Genomic DNA, 20,628 nt, shown 5'->3' with positions numbered 1-20,628 from the left:
TTCACGGACTTCCCCTCACCATGACCAAGCAAACCCACGCCTTCCAGGCCGAAGTCAAGCAGATCCTCCACCTCGTCACACACTCGCTGTACTCCAACAAGGAGATCTTCCTGCGCGAGCTGGTGAGCAACGCCAGCGACGCCTGCGACAAGCTGCGCTTCGAGGCGCTGGACAACGCGGCGCTGTTCGAGGACACGCCCAACCTGGAAGTGCGCGTCAGCTTCGACGAAGACGCCAAGACGCTGACCATCAGCGACAACGGCATCGGCATGAGCGCCGAGGAAGCCGCGTCCCACCTGGGCACCATCGCCAAGAGCGGCACGCGCGAGTTCATGGCCAAGCTGGAGGGCGACCAGAAGAAGGACGCCCAGCTGATCGGCCAGTTCGGCGTGGGCTTCTATTCCGGCTTCATCGTCGCCGACCGCATCACGGTGGAGACCCGCCGCGCCGGCCTGCCCGCTGAAGCTGGCGTGCGCTGGAGCAGCGAAGGCACCGGCGAGTATGAGCTGGAGACGATCACCAAGCCGGGCCGTGGCACGGACGTCATCCTGCACCTGCGCGACGGCGAGGAAGAGTTCCTCAAGACTTGGCGCGTCAAGTCGACGATCAGCAAGTACAGCGATCACATCTCCCTGCCCATCCTGATGAAGAAGGAGACCTGGGACGCGGACAACGCCAAGCAGGTGGTCACCGACGAGTGGGAGCCGGTCAACAAGGCGTCGGCGCTGTGGTCGCGCAGCAAGAGCGAGATCACGGAAGAGCAGTACCAGGAGTTCTACAAGACGATCAGCCACGACAGCGAGGCGCCGCTGGCCTACACGCACAACCGCGTGGAAGGCCGCAGCGAGTACACCCAGTTGCTCTACATCCCGCAGAAGGCGCCGTTCGACCTGTGGAACCGCGACAAGCGCGGCGGCGTGAAGCTCTACGTCAAGCGCGTCTTCATCATGGACGACGCCGAAGCGCTGATGCCGGTCTACCTGCGCTTCGTCAAAGGCGTCATCGACTCGGCCGACCTGCCGCTGAACGTCAGTCGCGAGCTGCTGCAGGAAAGCCGTGACGTGAAGGCCATCCGGGAGGGTTCCACTAAGCGCGTGCTCGGCATGCTGGAAAGCCTGGCCAACAGCGAAGAGCAGGCCGACAAGGACAAGTACGCCGCCTTCTGGACCGACTTCGGCCAGGTGCTGAAGGAAGGCATCGGCGAGGACCACGCCAATCAGGAACGCCTGGCCAAGCTGTTCCGTTTTGCCTCCACGCATGCCGACGCGAACGTGAGTCTGGCGGACTACGTCGGCCGCATGAAGGACGGCCAAGACGTCATCTACTACATCACCGCCGATTCGCTGGCTGCCGCCAAGCACAGCCCGCAGTTGGAGATCTTCCGCAAGAAGGGCATCGAGGTGCTGCTGCTGGTTGACCGCGTCGACGAGTGGATGCTGAGCCACCTCTACGAGTTCGAAGGCAAGACGCTGCAGTCCGTCGCCAAGGGCGCCGTCGACCTCGGCAAGCTGCTGGACGAGGACGAGAAGAAGAAGGCCGATGAGACTGCCGAGAGCCTGAAGCCGCTGCTCGACAAGCTGAAGGACGCGCTCAAGGACCGCGCCAAGGACGTGCGCGTGACGACCCGCCTGGTCGACTCGCCCGCCTGCATCGTCGTGGAAGAGGGCGACGTGAGCGGCCATCTGGCGCGCCTGCTGAAGCAGGCCGGCCAGACGGCGCCCGAGAGCAAGCCGACGCTGGAGATCAACGCCGAACACGCGCTGGTCAAGAAGCTCGATGGCAGCGCCCACTTCGACGACCTGGCCCAGGTGCTGTTCGACCAGGCCGTGCTGGCCGAGGGCGGCCATCTGGAAGACCCTGCGGCTTATGTCCGCCGTGTCAACGCGCTGCTGATTGGCTGAGGTTCTTCAACTCAAGGCCAAGCCCGGGTCATCGAGATCCGAGCTCGTCCAGGAGGCCGACGGCACCTGGACCGCCTGGCTGAAGTCGCCACCGGTGGACGGCAAGGCCAACGCCGAGTTGATCGCGCTGGTGGCGAAGCACTTCGGCTGCGCGAAGTCCGCAGTCAGCATCCACAGCGGCGGCGGCTCGCGCTTCAAGCGGGTGCGCGTCGAAACCGCCGATTAGCTGAAGAAGAACCGCATCATCTCGGCGCTGGCGTCCGGCCCGCGGGCGTCGGCGTAGGAGCCTGCCGGGTCGCCGCCCGACCAGGCGTGGCCGGCGCCACGCACCGTCCATTGCTCGGTGACGACGCGGCCCTGCGCGTCCTTGTGCAGCCGGCGCGTGCAGGTGCGCCCGCCTCGGGTGAACTGGGCCGCCTCGGGCGCGCCGACCGCCCCGGCGCCGTGGGCGGACGCCACGCCTTCAGCATTGCTCACGTGAACGGTGGCATCGGCGTCGCCATGGAAGACGATCATGCGCACGCCCGACCTGGGCTTGCCGGCCGCTGCGGGTGAGCTTTGGCCTTTCATCGCCGCCAGTGCGCCCGGCAGATCGCGGGCCGCACCGGCCGGCAGGCCCGAGTGCACGCCGGCTGCAGCGAAGACGTCGGGGTGCGTCGCCGCCAGGATCGCGGCCATCGCGCCGCCCGCCGACAGGCCCGCTACGTAGATGCGCGCGGGGTCGACGCCGTGGGTCTCGGCGATGTGCTTCGTCATCGCGGCCAGCAGCGCCGGCTCGCCGCGCTCGCGGCCCTGGTGGTTGTGCTTGAACCAGTTCCAGCAGCCCTGTGCGTTGGCCTGGCGCGTCTGCGCCGGGTAGAGCACCAGCGCGTTGTGCTGGGCGCCGAGCGCGTTCATGCGTGTGCCCTTGGCGAAATCGTCGGGGTTCTGCGTGCAGCCGTGCAGCATGACAACGAGGGCGCGCGGCTTGTCGGCCTGGGTGGCAGGGACGAACAGGCGGTAGTCGCGCGCACCGGCGCGGTGGCTGAAGTGGCCCGAGACGAATTGTTCCGCCGCATGGACCTCCGCCATCGGCGCCGCGGCTTCGCTCTCGACGACGCGTGCCTCCACGTCGACGATGTTGGCGTCGGCTGCGGATACCGGCGCTTCTTCAGGGCGACGAGCCAGCGCGGTGGAAATGGCGGCCATTGCGGCGCGGAGGTCGCCGGCGCGCGTGTGCGCCGTGGCGTCTTTCATCAGCTGGGTGAACTGCGTTTGCATGGGAACTTTCATGAATGGTTTACAGCAGCCGACCGACGAGGGCAGCCTTCACGGCGGGACTGGCATGCAGCGCTCCCAGCACGGTCAGCGATTCGATAGTGGCCAGCGCCAGCTCCGGCGTGACGTCGGGTGCGATGACGGCCAGGCCGAGCACGCGGATCTGCAGCTTTTCGCCGGCCGCCTGGGCTTGAGTGAGGTCCGCCGCGCTGAACTGCTGGATGCCCAGCACGATGCTCTTGCGGGTGACGACCTGGCGAACCACCTCCGCGTGGTTGGCGATCTGGTTGCGGATTGCCGTGCGGATCAGGTCACTGCGGTTGGCATAGAAGCCCTCCTGCACGAGCAGGTCGATCTGACCCAGATCGACGCAGCCGATGTTGATCGTCAGCTTTTCATCAACGGGCTTTGCCGCCTTGGGCGAGAGGAGAGGAGTAGCAGGCATGGCTGTATCATCGGCCATCCACTTGGAATCCACTAGACCTATTTGGTATGTGATCGTTACGCGGCCGGGGTGGCCGGCCGGCATCTTTACGAAGCGCTCCTCGGGATTTGTGACGGCAATGCGACAACCCCGCCGGCCCGGGGCTTCCGTTGCGGGCGGTGCGCGGATACCCTGCTAGGGTTTTCACCGAGCTAGCGTCGTACATGGTTACCAGTGAGTTCTGCGCGCCTGTTCCTGCCGTGCCTGCGGCCATGGTGACCCATCGCCTCGTGCTGCGGCCACCGCGGGAAAGCGATCTCCAGACGCTGATCGCGCTGTATGCCGACCCCGCCGTCAATCGCTTCTGCGCCGCAGCCACGCCGCAGGGCCCTGCCGCTATCGAGGCCCAGTTGCAGGGCTGGATCGCCCACTGGCAGAAGCTGGGTTTCGGCCACTGGGCCATTGCCGAGCGCGACAAGCCCGAGGTGTTGATCGGCTTTGGCGGCCTGATGCACCGCAGCGTTGCGGGCCACGCCGGCCTGTATCTCTACTACCGCATCACGCCTCAGGCCTGGGGCCGCGGCCTGGCTTCGGAAATGGCGTTGCATGCGATGACACAGGCTTTCGAGCAGCGCCGTGAGGGCACGGTCGTCGCCGCCGTGCTGCCCAGCAATGCGCCGACGCGCAAAACGCTGGAATGCCTGGGCCTGCGCCTCAAGGGCGCGCTGGCCGACGGCCCGGGCAGCGCTGCGGCACTGCTCTACGAGCTGAGCGCCGAACGCTGGGCCAGCCTGCCGCGCGGCGAGCCGGAGGCCATCGCCTTCGCCGCCTAGTCCAGCGGCCAGACCGGCCGGGGCAGGTGCTTGTAGGGCAGCCTGCCCAGGTCCGAGGCCAGGCTTCCTGGCGTGTCGGCGTAGACGACCGCCGCCGCCATCGCGTCGAAGCCCGAGCGGAAATGCTGCGTCGACTTCACGACGACCAGCCGCTTGGCCTTGGGGTCAATGCCGAGTTCGGTAAAGCATTCCGGTGAGAACACCTGCTGGCGGGTGCTGTTGAGCACGATGGCGATGCCCTGCGCGCGCACGGCGACGGCGGCACCGAGCGGATCCTTGCCGCCCGGCGTGAGGCTGCGCTGGCAGGCATCGCTCCGGCAGGCCAGCACCTCGACGTCGAGGTCCACCGTATCGCCCGACATCGGCCCCACCTTGCCGCCGATGCGCAGCGGCAGGCGCGCGCCGACGCCAGCCGAGGTCGCGATGGCCACGGCCTGTGGGTCCCAGATCATGCCGAGCGCCACGTCCTGCACGCCACGCCGCAGCAGCTCGCGCAGCACGAAGGTGCTGTCGCCGGCCGCGCCGCCGCCGGGGTTGTCGGCCGTGTCGGCCAGCACCACGGGGCGCCCATCGGCCCGCTGCATGGCGGCCAGCGCCTCGTCCAGCGCCGCATCCAGCGGCAGGCGGTTGGCAGCGGCGCGTTCGCGCAGGCCGTAGAAGCTCTCGGCGAGTTCGCCCAGCAGTTGCGTGGCCGCCTTGGCCGCGGCCGGCGTGTCCTGCGCCAGCACGAGCACGGCTGCGCTGGTGTGCGGCGTGTCCGACCACGGAAAGCCGTGCAGCACCGACAGCGAGAGGACCCCCGGCACCGTCTGCTCGCTGACCTGCAGCTGGCGTACGAAATCGCTCATCGGCGGCTGCGTCGTGCCGAAGATGCCCAGCATGGGCACGCGCCGCCACTGGGCGCGGATGGCCAGCTCGCCGCGCGCCATCGCGCCCAGCATCGCGTGCAGTTCCTCGCCACGGGCGGCGTAATCGATATGCGGGTACTCCTTGCAGGCCACCAGCACCGCGCCCGAGTCGACCATGGTCGGGCTCAGGTTGCAGTGCAGGTCCAGCAGCGCGCCCAGCGGCACGCGCGGGCCGATGAGCTCGCGCACGCGGGTCAGCAGGTCGCCTTCGCAGTCGGGGTAGCCGTCGGCCAGCATCGCGCCGTGCAGCACCAGCAACACGGCGTCCACGGGGCCCAGGCTCAGGGACGCGCGCAGGTCGGCCAGCAGTTCATCGCGCAGCTGTTCGTAGTCAGCGCGGGACAGCGGCCCGGATGGCTGTGCCTCGGCGTACAGCCCCGGCAGCAGCGTGTCGCCCTGGCGCGCGGCGGCGGCGATGACGCCCATCAGCGTCGGCTGGGCGACGATCTTCTGCAGCGCGCGCGCGTCGCTGCGGTGGATCAGCACGCCGTCGCTGAAGGAGTGCACGCTGGTGGGCAGCGGCGAGAAGCTGCTGGTCTCGTGCACCAGCCCGGCGAGAAAGAGCTTCATGGCTTGCCGCTCAGTAGTGCTGGTTGAAACCGATCAGGTGGTGGTACAGCGCCACCACCACCAGCACGGCAAAGGCCAGCGTCCAGACGGTGGCCAGGGCCTTGGCGGCCTTGTTGCCGGCCTTCAGCACACTGCGCGCATGCAGGCCGGCCACCACCAGGCCGCCGATGGCCGACACCGCCAGCACCAGCTGCGCCATCGGCAGCAGCACGGACGCGTCGCCCAGGCTCTCCAGCAGCGAGACCACCCAGGCCCACAGGCCCAGCCCCAGCAGCGCGCCGACGCTGGCGATGCGCACCCGCGTGACCTGCTTCGGCGGCGGCACCGCCACGTGATAGCGGCGGCGCAGCACGGCGGCCACGGGCCACAGCAGCGCCGTCAGCAGCAGCGTGACGAGGGCCAGGCCCGTCAGCACCAGCACCGTCGGGCTGGCCATGAAGGGGACGGGCTCGAAGATGAAGGCGAACACGAAAGGCTCCAGCCCCCAGTGCTTGACCTTGCCGTTCTCCACGGTGGCCTGCAGCCGGCGCTTGCCGTGCTCCTCTTCCCAGAAATAGGGCTTCACCTCGCGGTAGACGCTGCGCGCGCCGGCCAGGTCGATGGCGAGACGGCCGTCGTCAAGCGCCTGCACCTTCAGCGGGCTCAGCAGCTGCAGCACGGACAGCCAGGTCGAGTCCTCGCGGCGCGTGTTGCGGTAGGCGCCGGCCATCTGCTGCGCATGCTGCTTGGCCGTGGCTTCGTCCACCTCGGGCTTGGTGGCCGGGCGGGCGTCGGGCAGGTAGCGGTCGGCGAAGGCCTCGAACAGCTTGTCGCGCAGCCAGGCGCCCTGGCGCTCGTGGCCGGCGCCGTTGACCGACACGTACAGGCCGATGCCGTCGTCGACGAACAGCAGCAGGTCGCTGTGGAACAGCACCGTGTCGCCGCCGTGGGCCAGCACGCGGTGGCCATTGATGTTCTGTTCGTAGAAGCCCAGGCCGATGCCGGACAGGTCGGGCATCGGCCGCGTCAGCTGGCCGAACATCTGCTTGACCGTCTCGGGCTGGAGCAGCTGCGTGTCGCCCAGCTTGCCCTGCTGCAGGAAGGCCAGCATGAAGCGGCCCATGTCCGCGCCCGGCGCCGACATGCTGCCGGCCGGCGGCATGCTGATGATCTCGAAGCCGAGCGGCTTCTCGTCCTGCGTCATGTAGCCCTGCGACATCTGGCCCTTCAGCGCGTCCGGCAGCGGCTGGCGGAACGTCGACTGCTTCATGCCCAGCGGCGCGAAGACGTGTTGCTCCATGTAGTCGTCGAAGGACTTGCCGCTGGTGCGCTGCACGATGTAGCCGGCCAGCGCGGTCGCGTAGTTGGAATAGCCGGGCGTGGTGCCGGGGTCGTAGACGTAGGGCGGGATATAGCCCTTGAGCACTTTGCCGAGGTCCGGCGTCACGGGCGCGTAGGTCAGCAGGTCGCGCGCCGTTTCCTCCAGGCCGGTCGTGTGCGTCATCACGTGGCGCAGCGTCAGCCCCTTGCCGTTGCGGCCCGGCATCGTGAAGTCCAGGTATTTGTTCAGGTCGGCGTCGAGGTCCAGCTTGCCCTGCTCGACGAGCTGCATGACGGCTGTCCACGTGAACAGCTTGGACACCGAGCCGGGGCGGAACAGCGTCTTCTGCGGGTCCACCGGCAGGTGCTTGTCCCAGTCGGCATAGCCGTAGCCCTTCTGCACCAGCGGCTGGCCGTCCTTGACGAGCACGACCACGGCGCCCGGCACGCGGGCGGTGCGCAGCGCGGTGGGCATGAGGCCGTCGAGGAAGGCTTCGGCGTCGACGGCGGTGAGTGCCACTGCCGCCTTGGGCTTGGGCATGGCCGTCGTGGCTTCCGGTGCGGCAATGGCTGCGGGCGGCGTCAGGGCCGGCGCCGGGCCGGTCTGCGCCCACGCGGGCGCCAGCGCGCCCAATGTGAGGGCCAGCGCGTGCAGGCGGGTGAACAGCTTCGTCATGCGAGGTCCCGTGATCAGAAGTTCAGGGTCAGGTTGGCACCGATCGTGCGCGGTGCGACCGTCGTCACGTTGAGCGGCAGGCCGAAGGCGGTCAGGCCCGTGTCGGCGCCCAGGATGGCGCGCTTGTCGGTCAGGTTGCGCACGAAGGTGGAGAGCTGCCAGCGGCCGATCTCCACGCCCCATTGCGCATCCACCAGCGTGTAGCCCGGCTGGCTGAAGTTGGGCACCGAGCCGCCGACCGTGTCGAAGCCGGCATTGCGCTGGCCGACGCGGCGCACGCTCAAGCCGGCATAGGAAGGGTGGTTGACCAGATCGAAGGCATAACGCGCGCCCAGCGTGAAGGCGAGCTTGGCGCTGTTGGGCAGGCGCGAGCCGGCCGGGCCGAGTGCCGGGGCGTCCTCGGTCAGCTTGGGGTCCGTCCAGGCCAGGCTGCCTTCCAGCTGCCAGTGCGCGTCTGCCTGGTAGCGGGCGGCCAGTTCCAGGCCGCGCACGCGCGCCTTGCCGGCGTTGACGACGATCTGGCTGGCGCCGATGGCCTTGGGCTGCTGCAGGTCCTTCCAGTCGATGTTGAACAGCGCCGCTTCGACGTTCAGGCGCTTGTCCAGCAGGTCGGCCTTGTAGCCCAGCTCGTAGCTCCACAGCGTGTCGTGGCCGAAGGTCGCCGGCGTGCCGGGAATGACCTGGCCGTTGGTGTCGATGGCCGGCGAGTTCGGGCCGCCGGGCCGGTAGCCGCTGGCGGCGCGGAAGTAGACGTTGCTCGTCTTGTCGATCGCGTAGCGCAGCGTGGCGAGATAGGTCTTCGCCGTGTCCTCGCTCGGCGCCGAGGAGTTCAGCACGTCGTTGACGAACACGGTGTAGACCTGATCGTTCTTGGCCACGCGGGCACCGAGCGTCAGAGACCACGTCGGGTCGATGTTCCAGGTCAGGTCGCCGTAGACGGCGCGCTCGCGGTACTCGGAGGGCTGGCCGGTCGTCGTCAGCACCATCTCGCCGCCGCCGCCCGCTGCCTGCGCCCACAGGCGCTGGCCGACATGGCCGGTCTCCTTGGTGCGGAAGTAGCCCAGCAGCCATTCGACGGTGCCGCGCTGCGAGGTCAGGCGCAGCTCCTGCGTCTGCTTGCGCAGGCCGTAGGCGTTGTTCAGCGACACGAAGTCGAAGGCCGGGTTGTTGCCGAGCAGGGCCGTGGCGTCCTGGCCGGTGGCGCCGTCCTGGCGCTGCGTCGACGCGATGGCGTTGAAACGTGCCCAGCCAAGGTCGTATTCGAAGTCGGCCGAGCTCAGGCGCGTCTTGAGCTTGTAGGCCTCGCCGGTGTCGAGGTGGCGCGTCCGCTCGCCGTAGATCGGCCGGCCGGTGGCGATGTCGTACTCGACGACGTTCAGGCCGTTGCGCCGGATCTCCTGCTGCGTGTGGGCCAGGCGCAGCTTCATCCTGGCCACGGGCTCGATCAGCACCGACACCCGTGCGCCGCGCGTGTTGCCGTCGTTGATGTGCTCGCCGGCCGCCTTGCCGACGGCGTCGATGTAGCCGCCCTCGTGGTCGTTGAATGCCGCCACGCGCAGGGCCGCCACGTCCTGACTCAGCGGCACGTTGAGTACCGCATGCTCGGTGTGGCCGAGCCCGCCGCCGCGTGCCTGGCGCACACCCAGGCCGACCTTGCCGGAGAACTGCGAGCTGTCCGGCTCGTTCGTCACGTACTTCAGCAGGCCACCCATGGCGCCCGCGCCGTACAGCGTGCCTTGCGGGCCGCGCAGCACCTCGATGTGGCGCAGGTCCAGCAGCGACAGGTCCAGCGCCGTGTTGGCGCCGCCGACGAAGGCGCTGCTGGAGCCGAAGGCGACGTCGTCGACATACATGCCGACGGTGGCGATCTGCTGCTCCCCGACGCTGACGCCGCGCATCGTCACGGCGCCGCGGCCGGGGCCGCCGCTCGTCTTCACGTCCACGCCGGGCAGGCCGCCGACGTAGTCACTCAGCGAGGCGGCGCCCGCGCGCTCCATCGGCTCGGCGCCGAGCGTCTCCACACGCAGCGGCACGTCGCGCACCGGCTCGCGGCGGCGCGTGGCCGTGACGGTCACGACGTCGAGCTTCTCGACGTCGCGCTGGGCCTCGGGCGCCGCTGCGGCAGTGGACTGCGCCCACAGTGGCGACGCGCACAGCGCAGACAGTGTGGCGAGGCCGGGCACCAGCAGGGCTGCCAGCCGGTGACGCTTGTGGCGTTGGGGCAGCGCGCCTGGGCGAGCGACGCGGGAGGACCGGCTCATGGCTTCTCCTGGATCAGAGTTGGGTTGCTTGATGAGTGAAGTTTCCAATTTGGAAAAATCTTTCCCATCGGTGTAAACCTTATATGAAATACCCAACTTGTCTAAGGGCAACTGTGGAGGCGGCCGGCGAGGGGGCGTGACCTAAGATGGAATCGGATTTCCTCCACCCCCATGGCCAGCTCCAACATCACTCCCGGCGAACACATCCGCAGCGTCCGCAAGCGGCTCGGCCTGACGCTGAGCCAGGTGGGCGAGTGCACCGGCATGGCGGTTTCCACGTTGTCCAAATTGGAAAAAGGCAACGTCTCGCTGTCCTACGACAAGCTGATGCTGCTCAGCCGCGGCCTGGGCGTGGACATGGCCGAGCTGCTGCACGACACCCAGGGCGCGCGGCCCGCGCCGAGCGGCGGCGGCCGGCGCGTGGTGCACCGCGCGGGCGACGGCCAGGTGGTCGACACGCTGAGCTACAAGCAGAGCTATCTCGCGTCGGAGCTGCTGAACAAGCGCTTCACGCCGCTGGTCGTCGAGGTGCGGGCGCGCACGCTGGAGGAGTTCAAGGCCGAGTTCGGCGACCTGATCCGCCACCCGGGCGAGGAGTTCGCTTTCGTTATCGAGGGCGAGGTCGCCTTCCACTCCGAGCTGTACGCGCCGGTGCTGCTAAAGACGGGCGACTCCATCTTCTTCGACAGCGAGATGGGCCACGCCTATCTCAAGGCCTCCGACGCCCCGTGCCGCCTCGTCGCCACCTGCGCGCCGCGCAATGGCCACGGCGACGTGATGACACATCACTTCGTCGAGGCCTCGCAGCGCCTGGCCACGCCGGTGCCCGCACCCGCCGCGCCGGACCGTGCCGCCCGGCCAAAGGTGAAGGCTACGCGACGCTAGACGCTCGCGCGCTTTCCACGCGCCGCAGTGCCGGCCGCAGCGACAGCAGCGCCACCGCAGCGGCCCCGGTGACCACCGCCAGCAGGACGAAGAAGCCAGCGGCGCCCAGCGGTTCCAGCCAGCGCCCCACCACGCCCGACAGCAGGTTGCCGCCGAAGGACGCGAGGAACCAGGCCGCGACGAAGGTGCCGCCCATGCCCCTGGGCGCCAGCCGCGCGAACAGGCCCAGGCCCACGGGCAGGATGTAGAGCTCCGCCACCGTGTAGACGACGAAGAAGGCCACCAGCCACAGAAGGCTCACAGGGGCGTTGCCTGCGGCCAGCAGGGCCAGCATCAGATAGGACAGCGCAACGCCGGCCGCGCCCGTCGCCATCTTGGCCAGCGACGACGGCTCCCGCCCGCGCTCGGCCGCGCGGCGCCAGCCGGCCACGACGAAGGGCGTGAACATGAAGACGAACAGCGGGTTGAGTGACTGCATCCACGTGACGGGGATGGTGTAGCCCCACAGTGCGCGCTGCACGCCGGTCTCGGCCCACACGGCCAACGTGTTGCCGCTCTGCTCATAGCCGCTGCGGAACACGACGACCGCCAGGCCCACCAGCAGCAGCGGCACGATGGCGCCGGCCGAGAGTCCCGCAGGCCGGCCGGTGGCGGGCTCCGCGGCGCTCGGCCGATCGGGCGGCAGGTGGCGCCTGCCGAGCACGTAGATGACCAGCCCCACGCACATGCCGATGCCCGCGGCGCCGAAGCCGTAGTGCCAGCCGTACAGCTCGCCCAGCGTGCCGCAGACCAGCGGCGCCAGCAACGCGCCCAGGTTCACGCCGACGTAGTAGATGTTGTACGAGCCGCCGCGGCGCGGGTCCTTCTCGTCGTAGAGGTCGCCCACCTGGCTGGGCAGGTTGGGCAGGAAGAGGCCGTTGCCCAGCGCGATCAGCACCAGGGCCGGGAAGAAGGCCGATTCGAACGCCAGCGTGAAGTGCCCCAGCGCCATCAGCGAGCCGCCGATGAGGATGGCGCGGCGCCGGCCCAGCCAGCGGTCGGCGAGGTAGCCGCCGAAGATGGGCGTCAGGTAGACGCAGCCGGTGTAGGCGCCGTAGATCAGCGACGCATCCGCCTGCGGAAAGTTCAGGTGCCGGATCATGTAATAGATCAGCAGCGCCTTCATGCCGTAGAAGGAGAACTTCTCCCACATCTCGGTCAGGAAGAGCACCACCAGGCCACGCGGCTGGCCGAACCACTGCGCGGTCGGGCGCGGGTGCAGCGGAGGTTGCAGGGAAGCGTCCACGAGATCTCCTAGAACGGCGCCGGAAGCGTTGATTTCAGCATTGCTCAACGATTTTCGTGATGGTACATTTATTTTCCGTTTTGGAAAATTCATAAGCCAGCCATGGGCCAAGAGACAACGAAGAACGTGGACTGCCTCGTCATCGGCGCCGGTATTGCGGGGGCTTCCGTGGCGGCTTCGCTGGCAGGCGAGGCGAGTGTGGCCGTGCTCGAAACCGAGCCTCATGCGGGTTACCACTCCACCGGCCGCTCCGCGGCGCTCTACTCGGCGCTGTACGGCAACGCGACGATCCGCGCATTGACGCGGGCCAGCCTGGGCTACTTCCGCACGCCGTCGCAGGGCATGGTCAAGCAGGCGCTGCTGCGCGAGCGGCACACGCTGTTCCTGGTCGGCGCCGGGCAGGAGGGGCTGGTCGACAGCTTCACCGCCGATGCCGATGTGCGCGAGCGGACGACCGCGCTGAGCGTGGACGAGGTGCTGGCCCTGGTGCCGCTGCTGCAGCGTGACCGCATCGCCGGTGCATTGCTGGATGCGACCTCCGCCGACATCGACGTCGACCTGCTGCACCAGGGCTTTCTGCGCACGGCTCGCGCGGCCGGTGCCCAGCTGCACTTGGGCACCGGCTTGCAGGCGCTGGAGCGCGAGGGCGGCAACTGGCTCGCCCACACGGCCACCGGCAGCTTTCGCGCCGGCGTCGTCATCAACGCGGCCGGCGCCTGGGCCGACGGCGTGGCGGCCATGGCCGGCATCGCGCCGGTGCCGCTGCGGCCGCTGCGTCGCACCGCCGTCCTCATCGAGCTGCCGGACGGCGTGGATGCTGCGTTGTGGCCCGCGGTCGTCGCCATCGACGAGAGCCAGTACTTCAAGCCCGATGCCGGCCTGCTGCTGATCTCGGCTGCCGACGAAACGCCCAGCCCACCCTGCGACGCCCAGCCCGAGGAGCTGGACGTGGCCATCGCCGTGGACCGCTTCGAGACGCTGACCGGCCAGGCCGTGCGCCGCGTGCGCCACCGCTGGGCGGGGCTGCGCGTGTTCAGCCCCGACCGCTCGCCCGTCGTCGGCTTCGACGCCTCTGCGCCCGGCTTTTTCTGGTGCGCCGGCCAGGGCGGCTACGGCATCCAGACCTCGCCGGCCCTGGGCCGTGCCGCCGCGGCGCTCGCGCTGGGCCGGGCGCTGCCGCAGGATCTCGCCGACATGGGCATCCTGGCGCAGCAGCTGTCGCCGCAGCGGTTCCGGCCCTAGGCCGCCGGAGGCTGGAACCGTCGGAGTCCCGGCAGGTCCAGCACCCGCAGGCCGCCGTACTCGATGCGGATCAGGCCCGCATCGCTCAAGCGGTGCAGCGCCAGGTTCACGCGCTGGCGCGACAGCCCCACCAGATAGCCCAGTTCCTGCTGCGTGATGCGCAGCCAGTTGCCCACGCCCGGGTAGAGCGTCGGGTGGAAGAGGGCGCCCAGGTTGCGTGCGACGCGCACGTCGGGGTCGTGGATGCGGTCGGTCTCGCGGGCGCCGATGAACTGGCCCAGGCGCTCGTTCAGCTGATCCAGCACGAAGCGGTTGAAGGCGATGCTGCCGTCCAGCAGCGCGTGGAAGCTGTCGATGGGGAGGCCGGCCACGACGCTGGGGCGCAGGGCCTGGATGTTGTAGCGGTAGACCTCGCGCTTGAGCAGCGTGCCTTCTCCAAACCAGCCGCCCGGCGGAATGCCGGTGAAGGTGACGGCCGCGCCCAGCGAGTCGTCGTTGTTCATCTTGAGCAGGCCGTCGACGACGCCGAACCAGAACGTAGCCGGCCGGCCGATGCGGCACAGGCGCTCGCCGGGTTCGGCCTCAGCCACTTCCAGCGTGCTGACGGCCAGTTCGCGCTGACCGCCGTCGAGCAGCTTCAGCCAGGGGATGGCGTCCAGTTCGGCGGGCGTGGCCCGGCGGGCGCGTTGGCGCAGGGATGTGTCGGCCATGCGGGAAAGTCTGGGCCGTGAAGACCCGCAAATTGTCGTCGTACCGACAGATCGGCGTCAAAGTCCTGCTCAGAATGGGGCACACAGACGCGGGCCAACCCCATGCACCCGCGCAACGGAGACCGGCTTGACCACCTTTCCCAGGCTCTTGCTCGACCATGCGGCCCGCCGGCCGGACGCGCCGGCGCTGCGCGAGAAGGCGTTCGGCGTCTGGCAGACGCTGAGCTGGACCCAGCTCGCGGCACTGGTGCAGCAGCTGGCGCTGGGCCTCGCGGCCGCAGGGCTGAAGCGCGGCGAGCATCTGGTCGTCATCGGCGAGAACCGGCCGCGCCTGTACGCCAGCATGCTGGCCGCGCAGGCGCTCGGCGCCGTGCCGGTGCCGCTCTATCAGGACGCCGCAGCGGCGGAGTACGTCTTCCCGCTCAACAACGCCGAGATCGCCTTTGCGGTGGTGGAGGACCAGGAGCAGGTCGACAAGCTGCTGGAGCTGCGCGGCCAGTGCCCGCAGCTGGCGCACATCTGGTTCGACGACCCGCGTGGCCTGCGCCACTACGACGAGCCGGGGCTGGCGTCGCTGGATGCGCTGATCGAAGCGGGTCGCGCCGGGTCGCCGTACTTCTACGCCACCGAGGTCGCCGCCGGCCAGCCCGGCGACGTGGCAGCGCTGTTCTTCACGTCGGGCACGACGGGCAACCCCAAGGGCGTCATGCACACGCATGCCTCGCTGATCGACCGCGCCCAGGCCGGCCAGCGCTTTGACCAGTTGACCGACCGCGAGGAAGTGCTGGCTTATCTGCCACCGGCCTGGGTGGGCCAGAACATCTTCAGCTACGCGCAATGGCTGGCCGTGGGCTATGTCGTCAACTGCCCGGAGTCGGCGTCCACGGTCAGCATCGACCTGAAGGAAGTGGGCCCGACCTATTACTTCGCGCCGCCGCGGGTGTTCGAGGGCCTGCTGACGACGGTGATGATCCGCATGGAAGATGCGTCGGCACCCAAGCGCTGGCTGTTCGACCGCTTCATGGCGCTGGCCCGCCGCGTCGGCCCGCGCCGCATGGACAGGCAGCCGGTCGGCCTGCTGGACCGGCTGGTTTACGCGCTGGGCGATGTGCTGGTCTACGGCCCGCTGCGCAACACGCTGGGCTTCTCGCGCGTGCGTGTGGCCTACACGGCGGGCGAGGCCATAGGCCCGGACCTGTTCAGCTTCTACCGCGCTATCGGCATCAACCTCAAGCAGCTCTACGGTTCGACGGAGACGGCCGTGTTCGTCTGCCTGCAGCCCGACCACGAGGCCCGCGCCGACACCGTGGGCGTTCCCATCGACGGCGTGGAGATCAAGCTGACCGACAGTGGTGAATTGCTGGTGCGCTCGCCCGGGCTGCTCAAGGGCTATTACAAGAATGACGCCGCGACGGCCGAGGCGCTGACGGCCGACGGCTGGTATCACACCGGCGACGCCGGCTTCCTGACGCCCGGCGGCCACCTGAAGATCATCGACCGCGCCAAGGACGTGGGGCGCTTGATGGGAGGCGCCTTCGACGGCGCGATGTTTGCGCCCAAGTACGTCGAGAACAAGCTGAAGTTCTTCCCGCACATCAAGGAGGCGGTGTGCTTTGGCGACCGGCGCGACCGGGTTTGCGCCTTCATCAACATCGACTTCGAGGCCGTGGGCAACTGGGCCGAGCGGCGCAACCTGCCTTACGCCGGCTACACCGACCTGGCCCAGCGCGCCGAGGTCTACGCGCTCATCCTTGACTGCGTCGAGAAGATCAACGCCGACCTGGCGCAGGACGAGTTGCTGGCCGGCAGCCAGATCAGCCGCTTCCTGGTGCTGCACAAGGAACTGGACGCCGACGACGGCGAGCTGACGCGCACGCGCAAGGTCCGCCGGGGCGCGATTGCCGAGAAGTACGGCGTGCTCATCGATGCGCTCTACGCGGGCAAGGTGTCGCAATACATCGAGACGCAGGTGACGTTCGAGGATGGGCGCACGGCCCTGATCGCGGCCGACCTGCGCATCGTCGAGGCGCGGACCTTTCCCGCCGTGAAGGCGGCCGCATGAAGAAGATCGGCGACGTCGTCCTGGATGTGAAGAACATCTCGCTCGCGTTCGGCGGCGTCAAGGCGCTGACCGACATCAGCTTCGACGTGCGCGAGCATGAGGTGCGCGCCATCATCGGCCCCAACGGCGCGGGCAAGAGCTCGATGCTGAACTGCATCAATGGCGTCTACCAGCCGCAGCAGGGCGCCATCACCCTGCGCGGCAAGACCTTCAAGGGCATGAGCCCCCGCCAGGTGGCGGAGATGGGTGTGGCGCGCACCTTCCAGAACCTGGCCCTGTTCAAGGGCATGAGCGTGCTGGACAACCTCATGACCGGCCGCAACCTGCGCATGAAACGCGGCCTGTTCTGGCAAGCCCTGCACCTCGGCCCCGCGCGGCGCGAGGAGACGGAGCAGCGCGAGGCAGTGGAGCGAGTCATCGACTTCCTCGAGATCCAGGCCTGGCGCAAGACACCCGTCGGCCGCCTGCCTTACGGCCTGCAGAAGCGCGTCGACCTCGGCCGCGCGCTGGCCATGGAGCCGAGCCTGCTGCTGCTGGACGAACCCATGGCCGGCATGAACGTGGAGGAGAAACAGGACATGTGCCGCTTCGTCCTCGACGTCAACGATGAGTTCGGCACGACCATCGTGCTGATCGAGCACGACATGGGCGTCGTCATGGACATCTCGGACCGCGTCGTCGTGCTGGACTACGGCCGGAAGATCGGTGATGGCGCGCCGGACGAGGTGCGTGCCAACGAGGACGTGATCCGCGCCTATCTCGGAGTGAGCCACTGATGGGCCAGTTCATCGAAACCCTCATCGGCGGCCTGATGTCGGGCATCCTGTATTCGCTGATTGCACTCGGCTTCGTGCTGATCTACAAGGCCAGTGGCGTCTTCAACTTTGCGCAGGGCGCCATGGTGCTGTTCGCTGCACTCGCGATGGCGCGCTTCGCCGAATGGATACAGAAGTACACGGGCCTGGACGGCAAGATCGTCGTCAACGGGCTGGCCTTTGCCGGCGCGGTGGGCGTGATGGTCATCGTCGCCTGGCTGGTCGAGCGGCTGGCCTTGTCCAAGCTGGTCAACCAGGAAGGCATCACGCTGCTGATGGCCACGCTGGGCATCGCCTACCTGCTCGAAGGCGCGGGCCAGATGATCTTCGGCAACGACATCTACAAGATCGACATCGGCCTGCCCAAGGACCCGATGTTCCTGTTCGAGCAAAGCTTTCCGGGCGGCATCCTGGTCAGCAAGGAAGACCTGTACGCGGCGCTGATCGCGGCGGCGCTGGTGGCTGGCCTGAGCCTGTTCTTCCAGAAGACCGCCACCGGCCGCGCGCTGCGTGCCGTCGCCGACGACCACCAGGCCGCGCAGAGCATCGGCATCCCGCTGTCGCGCATCTGGGTCATCGTCTGGAGCGTGGCCGGCTTCGTCGCACTGGTGGCCGGCATGATCTGGGGCAGCAAGCTGGGCGTGCAGTTCTCGCTGTCTCTCGTCGCGTTGAAGGCGTTGCCGGTCGTCATCCTGGGTGGGCTGACGAGCGTGCCGGGCGCCATCGTCGGCGGGCTGTTGATCGGGGTCGGTGAGAAGCTGTCCGAGGCGTATCTCGGGCCGATGCTTGGGGGCGGCATCGAGTATTGGTTTGGGTACGTGCTGGTGCTCGTTGTCTTGCTCGGCAGGCCTCAAGGGCTGTTCGGGGAGAAGATCATTGATCGAGTCTGATGACCTCGCGGGAAAGACCGCCCGAGCGAAGCGAGTAGCTCTGTCCTCAACTGACTAAGAACATGCTGTACAGAGAAAACGGCCAGTTCAAGACCACCTACCCGGCGGACAGCCAGATCCTGCCCATCCGGCAGGACCGCATCGGCATGGCGCTGCTGCTCGCCGTCGCCTTCATCGTCATCCCGATGGCGTCAAGCGAATACCTGCTGCGCGCCGTCCTCATTCCCTTCCTCATCCTCTCGCTGGCAGCGCTGGGGCTGAACGTGCTGGTCGGCTACTGCGGCCAGATCTCCCTGGGTTCCGGCGCCTTCATGGCCGTGGGCGCCTACGTGGCCTACAACTGCCAGGCGCGTGTCGAGGGCATGCCGCTGATCGTGTCGCTGCTGGCCGGCGGCCTGGGTGCGACGGTGCTGGGCGTCGCATTTGGCCTGCCGTCGCTGCGCATCAAGGGCCTGTATCTCGCGGTGGCGACGCTGGCGGCGCAGTTCTTCGTCGACTGGGCCTGCCTGCGCCTGCCGTGGGTCACCAACGGCTCGTCGTCGGGCTCCGTCAGCATCGCGGGCCTGAGCATCGCCGGCTTCAGCGTCGAGTCTCCAGCGGCGCGCTACCTGCTGTGCCTGTCCTTCGTCGTCGTCTTCGCGCTGGCTGCCAAGAACCTCGTGCGCGGTCACATCGGCCGCTCGTGGATGGCCATGCGCGACATGGATGTGGCGGCCGCCGTCATCGGCATCCGGCCCATGCAGGCCAAGCTCAGCGCGTTTGCCGTCAGCAGCTTCATCATCGGCGTGGCCGGCGCGCTGTGGGGCTTCGTGCACCTGGGCTCGTGGGAGCCGGCGGCCTTCGGCATCAACCGCTCCTTCGACCTGCTCTTCATGGTCATCATCGGCGGCCTGGGCTCCATCTCGGGCGCCTTCTTCGGCGCGGCCTTCATCGTCGTGCTGCCGCTGCTGCTGGATAAGCTGCCCTACTGGACGGGCCTGCCGATGGACACGGCCACCGCCTCGCATCTGGCGCTGATGATCTTCGGCGCGCTGATCGTCTTCTTCCTCATCAAGGAACCGCACGGCCTTGCGCGGCTCTGGGCAACGGCAAAAGAAAAGCTCAGGCTCTGGCCCTTCCCTCACTGATTCGATACCCACAACGACAGGAGACAGCCTCATGAAGACTTTCATCGCTTGCACGGCTCTGGCCGCTCTGCAACTCGCCAGCCCGGCCGCCGAGGCTCAGGCCAAGGAGCAGTTCTTCCCGTTGCTGGTTTATCGAACGGGCCCCTACTCACCCAATGGCACGCCCTGGGCCAATGGCAAGCAGGACTACATCAAGCTCATCAACGCGCGTGACGGCGGCGTCAACGGCGTCAAGCTCACGTTCGAGGAATGCGAGACCGGCTATGCCACCGACAAGGGCGTGGAGTGCTACGAGCGCCTCAAGGGCAAGGGGGCGACGCTCTTCGACCCGCAGGCCACCGGCATCACCTTCGCGCTGACCGACAAGGTTCCCAACGACAAGATCCCGCTGATCACGCTGGGCTACGGCCTGTCGGCCTCGGCCGATGGCGGCGTGTTCGCGTGGAACTTCCCGCTGATGGGCAGCTACTGGACGGCAGCCGACATCCTCATCCAGCACATCGGCAAGAAGGAAGGCGGGTTGGACAAGCTCAAGGGCAAGAAGATCGGGCTGGTCTATCACGACAGCCCCTTCGGCAAGGAGCCCATTCCGCTGCTGGAAGAGCGCAGCAAGACGCATGGCTTCGAGCTGGTGAAGATCCCGGTCACCGCGCCGGGCGTCGAGCAGAAGAGCGCCTGGCTTCAGGTGCGGCAGGCGCGGCCGGACTACGTGCTGCTGTGGGGCTGGGGCGTCATGAACTCCACCGCGCTGAAGGAGGCCCAGGCGACGGGCTACCCGCGCGAGAAGATGTATGGCGTCTGGTGGTCGGGTGCCGAGCCCGATGTCAAGGACGTGGGCGAAGGCGCCAAGGGCTACAACGCGTTGAACCTGAACACCTCGGGCCAGTCACCCAAGGTCATGCAGGACATCCTCAAACTCGTGCACGGCAAGGGCCAGGGCACGGGGCCGAAGGACGAGGTCGGATCGGTGCTGTACACGCGCGGCCTGGTCATCCAGGCGCTCGGCGTGGAGGCCGTGCGGCGGGCGCAGGAGCGCTTCGGCAAGGGCAAGGTCATGACGGGGGAGCAGGTGCGCTGGGGGCTGGAGAACCTGGCACTGGACGACAAGAAGCTGGCTGCTCTTGGGTTGACTGGCGTGATTCGGCCGATCAGCACGAGCTGCTATGACCACCAGGGGTCGACCTGGGCGCGCGTGCACACCTGGGACGGTGCGAAGTGGAGCTTCAGCAGCGACTGGTACGAGGCCGACGCGCAGATCATCAAGCCGATGGTGAAGGCGGCGGCGGACAAGTACGCGGGGGAGAAGAAGCTCACGCGTCGCACGCCGGCTGAGTGCCAGAGCTGATCGGGGGCGTGACGTGACTGCGGTGAAGGTTGCTTTGGCGGAGGGCTTTGCTCATCGGGAGATTGCCGGGAGTCCGTCCCGGCGGCCGGGTAACTTTCTTCTGCGGGGCCAGAAGAAAGTCACCAAAGAAGAGGCCCT

Annotated in this window: 17 protein-coding genes; 10 read left to right on the top strand and 7 right to left on the bottom strand. The window is 68.2% G+C overall.

What is annotated here, in order from left to right; all coding sequences use genetic code 11:
* The first annotated feature begins 20 nt into the window (after positions 1-20).
* Entirely contained in the window at positions 21-1,901 is a 1,881-nt protein-coding gene (htpG, locus tag AC0IZJ_RS23150) for a molecular chaperone HtpG (protein ID WP_471853927.1), read from the top strand.
* Positions 1,894-2,127, top strand: a complete 234-nt coding sequence (locus AC0IZJ_RS23145; protein ID WP_471853926.1) for a DUF167 domain-containing protein — start codon at positions 1,894-1,896, stop codon at positions 2,125-2,127. The genes htpG and AC0IZJ_RS23145 overlap by 8 nt, the downstream gene beginning before the upstream one ends.
* Here AC0IZJ_RS23145 and AC0IZJ_RS23140 read toward each other — a convergent pair.
* Positions 2,124-3,161, bottom strand: coding sequence for an extracellular catalytic domain type 1 short-chain-length polyhydroxyalkanoate depolymerase (locus AC0IZJ_RS23140; RefSeq protein WP_471853925.1), 1,038 nt, complete (start codon positions 3,159-3,161; stop codon positions 2,124-2,126). The genes AC0IZJ_RS23145 and AC0IZJ_RS23140 overlap by 4 nt on opposite strands.
* 19 nt (positions 3,162-3,180) lie before the next feature.
* Entirely contained in the window at positions 3,181-3,603 is a 423-nt protein-coding gene (locus AC0IZJ_RS23135) for a CopG family transcriptional regulator (protein WP_471853924.1), read from the bottom strand.
* 251 nt (positions 3,604-3,854) lie between these two features.
* Between AC0IZJ_RS23135 and AC0IZJ_RS23130 the strand changes: the two genes are divergently transcribed.
* Positions 3,855-4,415, top strand: coding sequence for a GNAT family N-acetyltransferase (locus AC0IZJ_RS23130; RefSeq protein ID WP_471853923.1), 561 nt, complete (start codon positions 3,855-3,857; stop codon positions 4,413-4,415).
* Here the strand turns inward: AC0IZJ_RS23130 and AC0IZJ_RS23125 are convergent.
* Genes AC0IZJ_RS23125 through AC0IZJ_RS23115 form a run of 3 tightly spaced genes read right to left on the bottom strand, consistent with a single transcriptional unit; the run spans position 4,412 to position 10,129 of the window.
* A complete protein-coding gene (locus AC0IZJ_RS23125) occupies positions 4,412-5,893 on the bottom strand; it encodes a M81 family metallopeptidase (RefSeq protein WP_471853922.1) in 1,482 nt (493 codons plus the stop codon). The genes AC0IZJ_RS23130 and AC0IZJ_RS23125 overlap by 4 nt on opposite strands.
* A gap of 10 nt (positions 5,894-5,903) precedes the next feature.
* Positions 5,904-7,868, bottom strand: coding sequence for a serine hydrolase domain-containing protein (locus tag AC0IZJ_RS23120; protein WP_471853921.1), 1,965 nt, complete (start codon positions 7,866-7,868; stop codon positions 5,904-5,906).
* 14 nt (positions 7,869-7,882) lie between these two features.
* Positions 7,883-10,129: a TonB-dependent receptor gene (locus AC0IZJ_RS23115; RefSeq protein ID WP_471853920.1), complete on the bottom strand. Its 2,247-nt coding sequence runs from the start codon at positions 10,127-10,129 to the stop codon at positions 7,883-7,885.
* Positions 10,130-10,300: 171 nt separating this feature from the next.
* Between AC0IZJ_RS23115 and AC0IZJ_RS23110 the strand changes: the two genes are divergently transcribed.
* Positions 10,301-11,014: a helix-turn-helix domain-containing protein gene (locus AC0IZJ_RS23110; protein ID WP_471853919.1), complete on the top strand. Its 714-nt coding sequence runs from the start codon at positions 10,301-10,303 to the stop codon at positions 11,012-11,014.
* On the opposite strand, the gene AC0IZJ_RS23105 is transcribed toward AC0IZJ_RS23110, so the two are convergent.
* Entirely contained in the window at positions 11,001-12,299 is a 1,299-nt protein-coding gene (locus AC0IZJ_RS23105) for a peptide MFS transporter (RefSeq protein WP_471853918.1), read from the bottom strand. The genes AC0IZJ_RS23110 and AC0IZJ_RS23105 overlap by 14 nt on opposite strands.
* A gap of 102 nt (positions 12,300-12,401) precedes the next feature.
* Between AC0IZJ_RS23105 and AC0IZJ_RS23100 the strand changes: the two genes are divergently transcribed.
* Positions 12,402-13,541 carry an NAD(P)/FAD-dependent oxidoreductase gene (locus tag AC0IZJ_RS23100; protein WP_471853917.1) on the top strand — a complete coding sequence of 380 codons (1,140 nt, stop codon included), beginning with the start codon at positions 12,402-12,404 and terminating at the stop codon, positions 13,539-13,541.
* On the opposite strand, the gene AC0IZJ_RS23095 is transcribed toward AC0IZJ_RS23100, so the two are convergent.
* Positions 13,538-14,251, bottom strand: a complete 714-nt coding sequence (locus tag AC0IZJ_RS23095) for a Crp/Fnr family transcriptional regulator (RefSeq protein ID WP_471853916.1) — start codon at positions 14,249-14,251, stop codon at positions 13,538-13,540. The two genes, AC0IZJ_RS23100 and AC0IZJ_RS23095, sit on opposite strands and share 4 nt — an antisense overlap.
* A 127-nt stretch (positions 14,252-14,378) precedes the next feature.
* Between AC0IZJ_RS23095 and AC0IZJ_RS23090 the strand changes: the two genes are divergently transcribed.
* From AC0IZJ_RS23090 to AC0IZJ_RS23070, 5 genes are all read left to right on the top strand, one after another.
* A complete protein-coding gene (locus AC0IZJ_RS23090; protein WP_471853915.1) occupies positions 14,379-16,313 on the top strand; it encodes an AMP-dependent synthetase/ligase in 1,935 nt (644 codons plus the stop codon).
* Complete coding sequence (locus AC0IZJ_RS23085; protein ID WP_471853914.1) at positions 16,310-17,089, top strand: ABC transporter ATP-binding protein; 780 nt, start codon at positions 16,310-16,312, stop codon at positions 17,087-17,089. The genes AC0IZJ_RS23090 and AC0IZJ_RS23085 overlap by 4 nt, the downstream gene beginning before the upstream one ends.
* Entirely contained in the window at positions 17,089-18,018 is a 930-nt protein-coding gene (locus AC0IZJ_RS23080) for a branched-chain amino acid ABC transporter permease (protein ID WP_471853913.1), read from the top strand. Before AC0IZJ_RS23085 ends, AC0IZJ_RS23080 begins: the two co-directional genes overlap by 1 nt.
* Before the next feature lie 62 nt (positions 18,019-18,080).
* Positions 18,081-19,145, top strand: a complete 1,065-nt coding sequence (locus AC0IZJ_RS23075) for a branched-chain amino acid ABC transporter permease (protein WP_471853912.1) — start codon at positions 18,081-18,083, stop codon at positions 19,143-19,145.
* A gap of 31 nt (positions 19,146-19,176) precedes the next feature.
* The gene (locus AC0IZJ_RS23070; RefSeq protein ID WP_471853911.1) at positions 19,177-20,490 is read left to right on the top strand and encodes an ABC transporter substrate-binding protein; all 1,314 of its coding nucleotides are present in this window, start codon (positions 19,177-19,179) and stop codon (positions 20,488-20,490) included.
* Positions 20,491-20,628: the final 138 nt, after the last annotated feature.

The sequence above is a fragment of the Roseateles sp. AC306 genome (assembly GCF_979253795.1).
Note: the sequence above shows the minus strand (reverse complement) of the source record. Positions and strands in the feature narration are given on the sequence as shown.

What these genes read in the sequence shown, in the direction of transcription:
- htpG (WP_471853927.1), top strand. Translation starts at nt 21, where the DNA reads ATGACCAAGCAAACCCACGCCTTCCAGGCCGAAGTCAAGCAGATCCTC.
- AC0IZJ_RS23140 (WP_471853925.1), bottom strand. Translation starts at nt 3,161, where the DNA reads ATGCAAACGCAGTTCACCCAGCTGATGAAAGACGCCACGGCGCACACG.
- AC0IZJ_RS23135 (WP_471853924.1), bottom strand. Translation starts at nt 3,603, where the DNA reads ATGCCTGCTACTCCTCTCCTCTCGCCCAAGGCGGCAAAGCCCGTTGAT.
- AC0IZJ_RS23130 (WP_471853923.1), top strand. Translation starts at nt 3,855, where the DNA reads ATGGTGACCCATCGCCTCGTGCTGCGGCCACCGCGGGAAAGCGATCTC.
- AC0IZJ_RS23125 (WP_471853922.1), bottom strand. Translation starts at nt 5,893, where the DNA reads ATGAAGCTCTTTCTCGCCGGGCTGGTGCACGAGACCAGCAGCTTCTCG.
- AC0IZJ_RS23120 (WP_471853921.1), bottom strand. Translation starts at nt 7,868, where the DNA reads ATGACGAAGCTGTTCACCCGCCTGCACGCGCTGGCCCTCACATTGGGC.
- AC0IZJ_RS23115 (WP_471853920.1), bottom strand. Translation starts at nt 10,129, where the DNA reads ATGAGCCGGTCCTCCCGCGTCGCTCGCCCAGGCGCGCTGCCCCAACGC.
- AC0IZJ_RS23110 (WP_471853919.1), top strand. Translation starts at nt 10,301, where the DNA reads ATGGCCAGCTCCAACATCACTCCCGGCGAACACATCCGCAGCGTCCGC.
- AC0IZJ_RS23100 (WP_471853917.1), top strand. Translation starts at nt 12,402, where the DNA reads ATGGGCCAAGAGACAACGAAGAACGTGGACTGCCTCGTCATCGGCGCC.
- AC0IZJ_RS23095 (WP_471853916.1), bottom strand. Translation starts at nt 14,251, where the DNA reads ATGGCCGACACATCCCTGCGCCAACGCGCCCGCCGGGCCACGCCCGCC.
- AC0IZJ_RS23085 (WP_471853914.1), top strand. Translation starts at nt 16,310, where the DNA reads ATGAAGAAGATCGGCGACGTCGTCCTGGATGTGAAGAACATCTCGCTC.
- AC0IZJ_RS23080 (WP_471853913.1), top strand. Translation starts at nt 17,089, where the DNA reads ATGGGCCAGTTCATCGAAACCCTCATCGGCGGCCTGATGTCGGGCATC.
- AC0IZJ_RS23075 (WP_471853912.1), top strand. Translation starts at nt 18,081, where the DNA reads ATGCTGTACAGAGAAAACGGCCAGTTCAAGACCACCTACCCGGCGGAC.
- AC0IZJ_RS23070 (WP_471853911.1), top strand. Translation starts at nt 19,177, where the DNA reads ATGAAGACTTTCATCGCTTGCACGGCTCTGGCCGCTCTGCAACTCGCC.